At 40.8% G+C, this 12,940-nt stretch carries 7 protein-coding genes; 6 read left to right on the forward strand and 1 reads right to left on the reverse strand.

Annotation, left to right across the window (positions count from 1 at the left end; translation table 11 throughout):
• Positions 1-62 precede the first annotated feature (62 nt).
• The 6 genes from KI363_RS07680 to KI363_RS07705 all read left to right on the forward strand — a co-directional run bounded on the left by KI363_RS07680 (position 63) and on the right by KI363_RS07705 (position 11,433).
• Positions 63-1,673 (forward strand): extracellular solute-binding protein, encoded by a 1,611-nt coding sequence (locus KI363_RS07680; RefSeq protein ID WP_212966009.1) that lies wholly within the window; start codon positions 63-65, stop codon positions 1,671-1,673.
• A 174-nt stretch (positions 1,674-1,847) separates the two neighbouring features.
• A complete protein-coding gene (locus tag KI363_RS07685) occupies positions 1,848-3,257 on the forward strand; it encodes a sulfatase family protein (protein ID WP_212966010.1) in 1,410 nt (469 codons plus the stop codon).
• Between the two features lie 434 nt (positions 3,258-3,691).
• Complete coding sequence (locus tag KI363_RS07690; RefSeq protein WP_212966011.1) at positions 3,692-4,972, forward strand: sulfatase-like hydrolase/transferase; 1,281 nt, start codon at positions 3,692-3,694, stop codon at positions 4,970-4,972.
• A gap of 143 nt (positions 4,973-5,115) precedes the next feature.
• Positions 5,116-6,510: an alpha-L-fucosidase gene (locus KI363_RS07695; protein ID WP_158320746.1), complete on the forward strand. Its 1,395-nt coding sequence runs from the start codon at positions 5,116-5,118 to the stop codon at positions 6,508-6,510.
• A 42-nt stretch (positions 6,511-6,552) separates the two neighbouring features.
• On the forward strand, positions 6,553-9,108 hold the full coding sequence (locus KI363_RS07700; protein WP_212966012.1) for a beta-mannosidase: 2,556 nt from the start codon (positions 6,553-6,555) through the stop codon (positions 9,106-9,108).
• A gap of 90 nt (positions 9,109-9,198) precedes the next feature.
• Positions 9,199-11,433 (forward strand): glycoside hydrolase family 3 N-terminal domain-containing protein, encoded by a 2,235-nt coding sequence (locus tag KI363_RS07705; protein ID WP_246516805.1) that lies wholly within the window; start codon positions 9,199-9,201, stop codon positions 11,431-11,433.
• A 132-nt stretch (positions 11,434-11,565) separates the two neighbouring features.
• On the opposite strand, the gene KI363_RS07710 is transcribed toward KI363_RS07705, so the two are convergent.
• Entirely contained in the window at positions 11,566-12,870 is a 1,305-nt protein-coding gene (locus KI363_RS07710; protein WP_246516803.1) for a C40 family peptidase, read from the reverse strand.
• Positions 12,871-12,940 lie beyond the last annotated feature (70 nt).

Here is a 12,940-nt window from a genome sequence, read left to right on the forward strand (position 1 = left end):
AAACAATCAGTGGGAAAACCACTTACATCCCACTGATTGCTCTTTAAGAAGGGGGAATATAGATGAGAAAATCATTTAAGTTAGCTCTGACTGGTGTATTATCAGCCACACTTCTACTCAGTGCCTGTGGATCATCAGGAGATAACGACAAAAAGGATGCGACATCAAAAGCAAAAAATGTGGAAGTCCATAAGGAAGGATTCCCGATCGTCGATGAAAAAATCATATTAAGCATGATGGCGCCAGGAACAGGCCTGGCAGAATGGAAAGACATGCCGACCCTGCAAGAATATGCAAAAATGACGAATATTGATTTTAAATACAATACACCCCCAATAAGCGACTTCCAAACAAAATTGAATTTGGCTTTTGCAAGTGGAGATATTGCCGACATCATTTATGGAGCTGGCACAAACAATCTAACGCCAGGAATGGAAGTCGATTATGGAGAACAGGGCGTCTTAATTCCGCTGGAAGATTTAATTGATGAATATGCGCCCAATATTAAAAAACTATTTGAAGAGCGGCCTGATGTCAAAAAATCAGCCACTACCATTGATGGACATATTTATTCGATTCCTAGAGTGTCGGAAGGTGCAACCTCCTCTTGGTATATCGGCCCCATCTGGTATAACGGAAAATGGCTAGAAGCTCTTGATGTGAAAGAATTGCCAAAAACAACAGATGAATTTTATGAACTTTTAAAACGGTTTAAAAATGAAGATCCTAACGGAAATGGTAAAGCCGATGAAGTGCCATTAACAGATGTCAAATTGAATTCGATGCGCCCATGGCTACTCGCAGCCTTTGGTATGAAAGAATGGGGCATTGAGGAGGTCGATGGCAAAGTAAGATATACACCAATCACAGAGAATTACAAGGAATATTTAACCTTTATGAATAAGCTTTATAAAGAAGAATTGCTTGATCCAGAAACATTCTCGCAATCTCCTGAACAGAAGAAAGCCAAAGGGCAAGATAATCGATTAGGTGCATTCACAGATTTCTTTTCCTTCTTTACAACGGGTGAAACAGAAGAGGAAGCGATGAACAACCCAATGTTCCATCCATTGACAAGCTCAGTTTCGCCTGAAACAGTCGTTCCAAGGAATCCAGCTATTTCAAGAGGGACGTTCTCGATTACGAAAAATAATCCATATCCGGAAGCATCCATGCGTTGGATTGATTATTTTTACTCAAGCGAAGGCTTTGAGTTCTTGACAGAGGGACCTGAAGGACATTTGTGGGAAAAAGGAGAAGATGGTAAGAAGAAGTACTTGGAAGAACCACCTAAAGGTTTCAAATCAATGGAGGATTACCGCGGTTCCATCACGCCTAATTATGGTATTTCAGCACCTGCCCTTACTGGTCCAATTGAAGGAAAAGAGCAGTCTGATTTTGACAAATTCATCGAAACGGAAACAAATGAAAAAATAGAACCCTTTGCAGAAGTTCCTTTCCCGCTCGTCTATTTAACTAAAGAGGAACAGAAAACAGCGAATAATATTCAAGTCGATTTGGAATCGTATGTCGAACAGATGGAAGCGAAATTTATCACAGGGGTCGAGCCACTATCAAACTGGGATAAATACGTCAAAACAATCGAAAACATGAAAATTGATGAATACGTAAAAATCCATCAAGATGCCTATGATCGTTGGAAAGAAAGCTAAAAATCTGCAAAAGCGTTTTCTAATCTGAAGGAAAACACCTTGGTAAACATGGTAAACTAAAGTAGAAATGGACAATCAGTGAGAAAGGCAAGACCCTCCTCGCTGATTGCTATTTCATTTTACGGGAATGCCTATTAGGAATGATTGAGTGTAATCAACTACAGGAGGATGAATATGTCTAGTAAACAGCCGAATATCCTTTTTATTTTAACAGACCAACAACGTGTGGATACATTAAAGGCTTATGGTGGAAAAGTATGTCAAACACCTAATATTGATCGTTTAACAGCGGAAAGTGTTGTTTTTAACAATACATACGCCAGTTGCCCAGTTTGTACGCCAGCACGTGCATCCTTACAAACAGGATTGTATCCACATAATCATGAAATGAGAAATAACACCTCAGAACCAGCATGTAAATATGACAGCTTGCCGAATTCAAGTGATTTGCTTAGCAACAAACTAAAGGAGCAAAACTACAGTGTTGGTTATACGGGCAAATGGCATCTAGGTTGGGGCCCAACGAAGGTTGGCTATGAGGGGGATGATTTTCCAGGCCATGGTGCTGGAGGGCATGGTTATGAACAATATCATAATTATTTAAAAGAAAAGGGACTAGAAGTAAAGCTTGAAAATAAAATATCCGGACATTATAAAGGTCATTGGGCAGCAGAAGTTGTCTCACCTGTTGAAACAACCGTGGAGTACTTCTTAACCGATCAAGCGATTCACTATATCGATCAATTCCGACAAAGAGAAAATCCGTTTTATTTTCAACTAAACTTTTGGGGGCCGCATGAACCCTATGTAGCACCAACGAAACATTTAGATCTTTATCGTGATCTCGATCTGGAACCATGGCCTAATTTTATTGATGAATCGACCAATAAGCCGGCCATTCATAACTTGAAAAGGGCCAAGTCTACGGACTGGAAAACGTTTGAACCCTATGTGAAGCATTATTTTGCGAATGTCAGTTTAATTGATGAACAAATTGGCCGCTTAATCGACTATTTAAAAAAGCATGATTTATATGATAATACGATTATTATTTTTTCTGCTGACCATGGCGAGTCCTTAGGGATTCACGGTGGGTTATGTGATAAAAACTTCTTTATGTATGAAGAAACTTGCCGGATTCCATTGATTGTAAAGCCTCAGGAAAAGTTAACGGAAACGAAATATGTGGATCGGTTTGTGGGCACTTGTGATTACTATTCAAGTATTTTAGACTGGGCTGGAGCAGATCCAACGGAAACATCCCGTGATGGCCGATCATTTGTCCCACTGATCGATAATGAAGATATAAAAGATTGGCCAGATTATGCTGTAACTGAAGGCAATGGCCTTGCCGAAATCCTATATACCCAACGGATGATTCGCCACGGGCAAATGAAATATATTTTTAATTGTGGAGATACCGATGAATTATATGACTTGGAAAAAGATCCCCATGAACTTAGCAACGAAATAGATAATAAAGACTATCAAGATACTCTTATAAACATGAGAGAATTACTGGCAAGTTGGATGGAAGAACATAATGATCTTGCTTTAGGGCAATACAAAGATTTACGTTTCTAAGAACAAAAGCGCAAGCGCCCGTTTAGCGACGTACAAACTTTTTAGGGGCCTGACGAGATAAAGGAAACACGATGAACCCAAAGGGTGAATCGATGTTGACTTATCGTAGGAAGGCACCGAAAGTTTGCTAGTCGCTGGGCGCTGGAGCTGGATGTCAAACCGCAACGTAAACAGTTATCCACAAGCGACAAATTTTATAATTTCCTTAACCATTAAGAAAAGCGCAAGCGCCTGTTTAGCGGCGTACAAACTAAATAATAAGGACGAACGGCTAACCACAAGGATGAGCAGCTAAAATTTAAGGATAAACGGCTAAGTTCGCGCCGTCCTGGCGCAACGCCGTTTTGACCCACGTCCTGTGGGCCTCCGTCCTGGCGCAACGCCATTGTACCAACATCCTGTTGGCCTCAATATAATTCGGAAGGTGGTTCATTTTGACGAAACCAAATTTTATTATTTTTTATTGTGATGATCTAGGATATGGTGATTTAGGATGTTATGGTTCAGAACATGTGAAAACGCCGAATATCGATAAGCTCGCGGAAGAAGGAATTCGATTTACGAATTGGTATTCCAATTCTCCGGTATGCTCACCATCTAGAGCCTCTTTGTTAACGGGAAAATACCCTGCCCGTACAGAGGTCGATCAAATTTTAAGTGGGAAAAGGGGGGCAGCTGGATTATCAGCAGACCATGAAACCCTCCCTTCCAAATTGAAAGCCAATGGATATCGCACAGCCATGTTCGGTAAATGGCATTTGGGAACGACTCCAGAAACGCGGCCCAATGCGCATGGCTTTGATGAGTTCTATGGCTTTCATGCGGGCTGCATAGATTACTATTCTCATATTTTTTATTGGGAAAACCCACCTGTTCATGACCTTTGGCATAATGAAGAAGAGGTCTGGAACAATGGCGAATATATGACAGAATTAATTACGGAAAAAGCGGTCCAATTTATTCAAAATGAGCGTGAACAGGAGCAACCATTCTTCTTATATGTTCCTTATAATGCTCCCCATTATCCTATGCATGCTCCAGAAAAATATATGGAACGATTTGCTCATTTGCCATGGGATCGCCAAGTCATGGCTGCGATGATTTCCGCTGTCGATGATGGGGTCGGTGACATTGTCAATGCGCTAAAAAGAGTAGGGAAATATGAAGATACGATGATTTTCTTTTCCAGTGATAACGGCCCATCTGCAGAAGTACGAAACTGGCTAGATGGTACAGAAGATAAGTATTATGGTGGAAGCGCTGGGATTTTCAGAGGTCACAAAGGAAGTTTATTTGATGGAGGCACCCGGGAACCCGCGATTTTAAGCTGTCCATCCCTTATCCCTGGCGGGCAAGTTTCCGATGAAATTGGCGTGATGATGGATATCTTCCCAACCTTTATGTCCTTTGCCGATATCTCCATTGACAAAGAAACGATTGATGGCGATACGATTGTCGAGATGATCACGAAAAATGGAAAAAGCCCGCATGACCAGGTCTTTTGGGAATACAATGACCAACTTGCTGTGCGCCAAGGAAAATGGAAACTCGTTTTAAATGGAAAACTAGATTTTGAGAAAGTAGTGGAGGATACAGTTCATCTGTCCAATCTTGAAGAAGATCCTAGTGAGCGCAACAATTTAGCTGCACAATATCCTGAATTGGTCGCGCAAATGAAAGCTGATCTACACGAATGGTATGAAAGTGTGAAATAGATAAGCTAGACTTTAAAAGGGAAACGCAACCTTGCCGCGGAAGGCGGGTGTTTCCCTTCAAAAGCTAAAATAAGCATTAAAAAATCATATTTACAGCAAGATGGAAGCGTTATAAAATTTGGGAATCTTAAGGAGGAATGAAAATGGCAAACACACATGATGAAATCGATAAAACGGAACAAACGGAGGAAATTGAAAACGGTGTCCATCATTACAGTAGCGAAAAAAACTGGATAAAACCAGAGGAACCTGCGCTTTTGCAACAATTAGAATGGTTTAAGGACCAAAAGCTTGGCTTTATGATGCACTGGGGTCCCTATTCGCAATTAGGATTAGTCGAATCGTGGGCGCTGAGTGATGATGATGCTGATTGGTCACGAGAGGATGTCGATTGGGAATCAGATCCTGAGGTTTTTAAGCGCCAGTATGTGGACTTGAATAAAAGTTTCAATCCTATCCGCTTCCAGCCGGAGGAATGGGCAGAGTTAGCGAAGGAAGCAGGGTTTAAATATTTTCTCTTTACGACAAAGCACCATGATGGCTTTTGTATGTGGGACACAAAGACAACGAATTACAAAATCACAGATCCAAGTTGTCCATTCCATACACATCAATATGCCGATATTGTGAAACATGCTTTTAACGCATTCCGTGACAAAGGTTTGCCGATTGCTGCCTATTTCTCGAAAGCGGATTGGCATACACCGACATACTGGGCACCGAATATGGAGCGGGGAACAGAAATGTGGAGAGGGCCTTCCTATGATCCAGAAAAACATCCGGAATTATGGGAGAAATTCGTGCAATTCACACATGAGCAAATGATGGAATTACTAACGGATTATGGACGAATTGAAGTACTTTGGTTAGATGCAGGTTGGGTATCTGCAAAGAGTAAGCAAGATATACGTCTAGGGGAATTAGTGGAAAGAGCCCGGGAAAAACAGCCATGGCTACTGGCAGCTGATCGACTGATCGGTGGTCCTTATGAAAATATTATTACTCCAGAACAAGCGGTACCAGAGAAGCCAATGGATGTACCATGGGAAAGCTGCATTACAATGGGATCAGCCTTTTCGTTTAGATATGAAGATGATTATAAATCAACGCGAGAATTAATTCATTTATTAATCGAAGTGATTTCCAAAGGTGGCAATCTTGCTTTGAATGTGGCAGCACAACCTGATGGACGTTTACCAAGAGGGGCTATTAAGAGAATGAAAGAAATGGGAGCCTGGTTAAAAGTACACGGTGAAGCCGTATACGGTACGAGAATGTGTGCTCCTTACTTCCAAGGGAATATAGCTTTCACCAAAAAAGACAATACCGTTTACTGTTTTTATATGTATGAGAATGAGGATACACCTGTACAGCAGGAAGTTTTTATACCTTATCCTGAAAAAGTTCATCGTGTAGAAATGGTAGAAGGTTCTAGACAAGTAGACTTTAAACAAACGGATACAGGAGTAGCGATTATCCTTCCTGCTGCAGAAAAAAGTAAAAATGCCCCTATTGCCCATGTATTTCGTTTTCAATAGGATTTATTAGAAGACAATCGTTAAACAAGAGAGGAGAGACAAATGAAATATTCTATGTTTCTAGCGGAAAATTGGCGTTTCAGGCAGAGCGGCGAAGACAATTGGCTTCAAGCTAAAGTACCTGGCTGTGTACATACAGATTTATGGGAAAATCGAAAAATAGAAGATCCTTTTTATGGAAAAAACGAATTAGATTTGCAATGGATTGATAAGCAAGATTGGGAGTATGAAACGACCTTTGATCTAACAGAGGAGCTTTTTCAGCAAAAAAATCTAGAAATTGTGTTTGAGGGCCTAGATACGTATGCGGATGTTTATTTCAATGGAAATAAAATTCTATCTGCGGATAATATGTTTCGTACGTGGAAGGCAGATATAAAGCCTTATGCGAAAAAAGAGGAGAATCGATTGCTTGTATCCTTTCGATCTCCAGTAAAAGAAGACCTTCCGAAGTTGGAAAGTCTTGGATATGGTTTACCAGCATCCAATGATCATTCAGAGGATGGCGGGTTAGGAGAAAAGAGGATTAGTATTTTTGCTCGTAAAGCTCCCTACCATTATGGCTGGGATTGGGGACCAAGATTTGTCACAAGTGGAATATGGAAACCCGTGCAAATTTATGGTTGGTCTGAAGTGCAAATAACAGATCTTTATATTCAGCAAAACGTAGTAACCACTCAGACAGCCCAATTGACTGCAAAAGTGGAAATAGAAGCAGACCAAGAGTGGGAAGGAAAGTTGCAGCTGGCAACGGAAGGCTTAAACTTAGAGAAAGAAGTATCGATCCAAAAAGGAAATCATACGATCGAGCTAGAATTCGAGCTTGAAAACCCTAAACTTTGGTGGTGTCGCGGCCTTGGGGAGCCAAATCTTTATCAGTTTCTAATCAGTTTCTCAAAGGCGGGAAAGACGGTTGCCGAGAAGAAGGTAAGAACAGGATTGCGTACGATTCGCTTAGTGAAAGAAAAAGATGAAGTGGGAAAAAGCTTTTACTTTGAATTGAATGGTGTGCCTGTTTTCGCCAAGGGTGCGAATCATATTCCAAATGATAGTTTTCTAACGAATATCACCTATGAACACTATCGTCATGAAATTGCCAGTGCGGCGGAGTCTAATATGAACATGTTGCGCGTTTGGGGCGGTGGCATTTATGAATATGATACATTTTATGAATTATGTGATGAATACGGGATTATGGTTTGGCAAGATTTTATGTTTGCCTGCAGCATGTATCCTGGAGACCAAGCCTTCCTTGACAATGTGAAACGAGAAGCAGAAGAGAATGTAAAAAGATTGAGAAATCACCCTTCACTTGCGTTGTGGTGTGGCAATAATGAAATGGATTCAGCTTGGGCCCATTATATTGAACATATTGGCTGGGGTTGGAAGCAAGAATATACGCAAGAAATCCGCGAGAAAATCTGGGCTGATTATGAGGAAATTTTCCATCATATATTACCGAAAGTCGTGCAAGATCATGCACCTGAGATTGATTATTGGCCATCCTCTCCAATGAGTGAATTAACAGGAGATGAACACCAGCATACGACGTATACATCAACTAGTGGGGATATGCATTATTGGGATGTCTGGCATGGCGCGAAACCGTTAGAGGATTATAAAAAAGTCGTCGGCCGCTTTATGAGTGAATATGGATTCCAATCCTTCCCTGAGCTAAAAACGGTTCAAACCTATGCGGAAGAAACAGAGCTTGAATTAGAATCGCCTGTAATGCTTCATCATCAAAAAAATGGCCGTGGCAATCAACTCATTAAGGAGTATATGGATCAGTATTATCAAGAGCCGAAAGACTTTCCAGCCTTCTTATATATGAGCCATATTTTACAGGCAGATGCGATCAAAACCGCCATTGAAGCGCACCGAGCCCAAAAGCCTTATTGCATGGGAACCTTATATTGGCAAATGAACGATTGTTGGCCTGTAGCTTCATGGTCCAGCATGGATTATTACGGAAGATGGAAAGCAGTGCAATATACTGCTAAGAGGAGTTATCGAGATGTCATCGTTCTTTTGGATCAAGTAGATGAAGAGCTGAATCTTATGATTGTGTCTGATCGACTTCAAGATATTGACGGCTCATTACAGATGACATTATATGACTTTTCAGGGGAAAAGCTTTGGACATATGATCAAGAGATTCAGGTGAAAAGTAATACAGTCACAATGGTTGATAAACTAGCTGTGAAAGACATCTTACAGAACCATGAGGCAAACAAGGTTGTCCTGCAGGCTTCATTGGAAACAAAGGGGCAAACCATCGATCAAAAAGAGCATTATTTTGTGAAAACGAAAGATATAGACTTGGAAGTACCGCTCATTTTAATCGAACAAGTAAAGGACCAAGATCATGCTTTCGTCCTTACAACCAATGTGTTAGCCAAAAATGTTTGGTTGGATGCCGAAAAGGAAGGAATTTTTTCGGATAATTATTTTGATTTAATTCCTGGCATTTCGAAAAAGATCACATTTTCGGCACGGGATAATGGTCAATCTGCCTTTGTACTAGAAAACCCGGGAGCAATAACAGTCCAGTCCATGGCTGGTTTTGTAAAAAAAGTTCCAAATAGGAACGGGTGATATAAAAACATAGGAAATGGAGGTGAGTTGGTGAAATATAAAAACAGTTCACTCCCTATCGAGGAACGGGTAGAAGATTTATTGCAAAGAATGACAGTAAAAGAAAAAGTTGGCCAGCTTAATCAAAAAATGTATGGATGGGAAGCTTACAAAAAAACAGATAAAGGCATTGAACTCACAGAAGCGTTTAAAGAGCAAGTGGCATTAGGAGATGGTATGGGGGCGCTTTATGGGTTATTTCGTTCGGATCCCTGGTCAGCTGTTACGTATGAAAATGGCATTCCTACCCATGAAAATGCTAAAGTAGCCAATAGAATTCAGCGATATATTATTGAAAATACTCGTTTAGGAATCCCAGTCTTATTATCGGAAGAATGCCCCCATGGACACCAAGCTTTAGATGGGACCTTGATCCCGACAAATATTGGAGCGGGGAGTACTTGGAACCCTGAGCTAATGGAAAAAGCTTATCAATTTGTTGCGGCCGAGGTACGCTCTAGAGGCGCTCATTTGGGGTTAATTTCTACGTTGGATATTTTACGTGATCCAAGATGGGGAAGATCAGAGGAATGTTACAGTGAAGATCCTTATTTGGCCGCAAAAATGACAGAGGCCGCTGTGAAAGGCCTGCAGGGGGAAGGCAGAGAAGAATTAATCCAAGATAATAAAATTGTGGCAGTATTAAAGCATTTCGCTGGTCAAGGAGAAGGCCAAGGAGGACATAATGCTGGACCAGCCAATATCGGGGAAAGAGAGTTAAGAGAAATCCACTTACCTGGAATGAAGGCTGGGGTAGAAGCTGGTGCCCTTGGGTGTATGGCAGCCTATAATGAAATTGATGGAATCCCATGCCATGCGAATACAACATTATTAACAGATATACTTCGCGAGGAATGGGGTTTTGAAGGAATGGTTATGGCGGATGGAGTCGCCATTGATCGCTTAAGGCAGCTTGCGGGTGACTATGAATCAGCCGCTGCTTTGGCCCTTTCAGCAGGTGTTGACCTTAGTTTATGGGATACAGCTTTTACAACTTTAGAACAGGCCGTTGAAAAAGGAAAAACAACCGAAGAATGGATTGACCGTGCCGTGCGAAGAGTCCTGCACTTGAAATTTGCTCTAGGCCTATTTGACCAGCCTTATACAGACGAGACAAAAGCTTTGCAGATCGTGGGGAATGAATCTTTTAGAAAAACAAATCTCCAAGTCGCACGGGAGTCGGCCGTATTGCTGAAGAATCAAGATCAGCTTTTACCACTAAGCAAGCAAACGGGGAAAATTGCCGTAATTGGTCCAAATGCAAATCAAATTTATAATCAGCTAGGCGATTATACAGCCATTCAAAAGGATGGAAAAGGGACCACGCTCCTTCAAGGGATAAAAAATATGGCTGAGGGAGAAGTCACCTATGTAAAGGGCTGTTCTGTACGGGGGAAATCAAAAGCAGGCTTTCCAGAAGCCGTTGCCGCTGCTAAAAATTCGGATGTCGTGATTCTTGTGTTAGGTGGCAGTAGTATGCGGAATTTTGATCTTGAATTTGATTCCAATGGAGCGGCGATTGTTTCTAACAATCCGACAGATATGGATTGTGGAGAAGGTGTTGACCTTGCTGATTTAAAGCTAGGTGGCGTTCAGGAGCAATTGGTGAAGGAAATAGCGGCAACAGGAAAGCCGATTGTCACGGTATTAATCCAAGGGCGACCACATGCGATCACAGATATCGTGGATGATTGTGATGCTATTCTTTGCGGTTGGTACCCTGGTCAAGAAGGTGGACAAGCTTTGGCTGAAATAATATTTGGTGAAGTGAACCCAAGTGGAAAACTGCCCGTTTCTTTGCCACGCTCATCCAGCCAATTACCTGTTTACTATAACCAGAAAGACCAAGGGAGAGAGCTACAATATATCGATTCACCTGGAACACCGTTATTTTCATTTGGCTATGGACTAAGCTACACGCAATATGAATATAGTAATCTTCAAATCAGTCCAGTAGATATTACATTAAAACAGGTAAATGAAGGTACCCCTATTGAGGTCCAGATAGATGTGAAAAATATCGGCCAATTAGCTGGTGCGGAAGTTGTTCAACTATATATTAAAGACATGGAAGCAAGTATCACCAGAAGAGTAAAAGAATTAAAAGGATTTCAGAAGATCTGGTTGGAACCGAACGAACAAAAAACGGTCACCCTGCAATTAAGCAAGGAAGAACTAGCTATTTGGAATCCTGAAATGAAGTTTGTAGTAGAACCCGGAAACATAAAAATAATGGTAGGAAATGACTCAACAAATACGGTCGAGACCATTTTGACGCTCGAATAACGAGCAGAAGCAAAGAAAAACAAGGGAAGAACACCGTGCAGTGTTTTTCCCTTGTTTTATTGGTAAAAGCTATTCAAACCTAGTTTCTATGAGTAGAATTAACTAGTTGACTCAAGATGGATATGAACAAGATCAATAGAATCTCTTATACCCGTCAAACTTACTCTTCCAATATGGGTTGCTGAGATTGATGATGTTTACACCTTTATCATTGGCATGAATAAAGTCACCATTTCCTAGATAAATGCCCATATGCGAGATTCCAGGCTTATATGTATCTCTGAAAAAGACAAGATCGCCAGGTTGAGGATCTTTTACATAGTAAGAACGATCATAATACCCTTCAGAGCTTGTACGGGGTACGTTATGTCCACTTTGGCTAAATGCGTAATAGATAAAACCACTGCAGTCAAAACCCGAAGGAGAGGTACCGCCCCAAGCATATGGGCTTCCAAGTACACCTTTTGCTGTACTAATTAGTTTTGCTGCGTTAGTAGCTTCGGTTTTAGATGATGAACCCGTATTTGTATTCTTACCTTGTGAGGGTTTTGTTTGTGATTTTTCAGGTGTAGCAGATGAACTAGCATTTACTTTCAAAACTTGACCAACCTGAAGGAAATCAGAGCTTAAGCCGTTCAAGGATTTTAATTTACTTACCGTTGTACCATATCTAGCAGCAATTCCACTTAACGTATCGCCGCTTACGACTTTATACGTACTTGTATTTTGACTACTATTATTGGAACTAGTATTCTTTGATTCATTTGGTTTTACTGTTTCAGCCGGTTTGGTTGTTGTTGAGTTCGAAACTTTCAAAACTTGTCCAACGCGGATTAAGTCGGAATTTAATCCATTCTGAGACTTTAATTTACTTACCGTTGTACCATATCTAGCAGCAATCCCACTTAACGTATCGCCACTTACGACTTTATATGTATCTGTTTTTTGACTTGTCTGATTTGAACTTTCATTCGATGATCCGTTTGGTTTTACAGTTGCTGATGAGTTTGAAACTTTTAAAACTTGCCCTGGGTGAATTAAGTCACCTTTTAAACCATTCCAAGCTACTAAATCAGCTAAAGAAATGTTATGTTTGATCGCAATATTAAATAAGCTATCACCAGAGACCACGACATAGGTCTTAGCTGAAGTTGAAGGAGCAGCCTGTTTGTTTCCATTTGTCGAATTCGCTTTTGGTTTTTGCGTTTGCGGTTTCTTCGCCTCATCAGGAGTGACAATGATGACTTGCTTAGGATAAATTAAGTCACTTTTTAAATGATTCCAATCTTTTAATTGGGAGACAGATGTTTGATATTTCGATGCAATCTTCCATAGAGAGTCTCCAGGTTTAACTTCATGTGTTGCGCCAAGCGCAGTGCCAGTGAAAGATGTTGTTAGCATAATAGCCGTAGCTGTACCTACTAAAGTCTTGCGCACTATGTAATCCCCCTATCATATACAATATATACCAATTTTAGCACAAACGACCCATGAATAATGTTATGTA

The sequence above is a fragment of the Lederbergia ruris genome (assembly GCF_018332955.1).
Lineage (GTDB): Bacteria > Bacillota > Bacilli > Bacillales > Bacillaceae_C > Lederbergia > Lederbergia ruris.

Coding starts and splice junctions, on each gene's coding strand:
- KI363_RS07695 (WP_158320746.1), top strand. CDS start 5,116: ATGGCAAACACACATGATGAAATCGATAAAACGGAACAAACGGAGGAA.
- KI363_RS07685 (WP_212966010.1), top strand. CDS start 1,848: ATGTCTAGTAAACAGCCGAATATCCTTTTTATTTTAACAGACCAACAA.
- KI363_RS07700 (WP_212966012.1), top strand. CDS start 6,553: ATGAAATATTCTATGTTTCTAGCGGAAAATTGGCGTTTCAGGCAGAGC.
- KI363_RS07680 (WP_212966009.1), top strand. CDS start 63: ATGAGAAAATCATTTAAGTTAGCTCTGACTGGTGTATTATCAGCCACA.
- KI363_RS07705 (WP_246516805.1), top strand. CDS start 9,199: ATGACAGTAAAAGAAAAAGTTGGCCAGCTTAATCAAAAAATGTATGGA.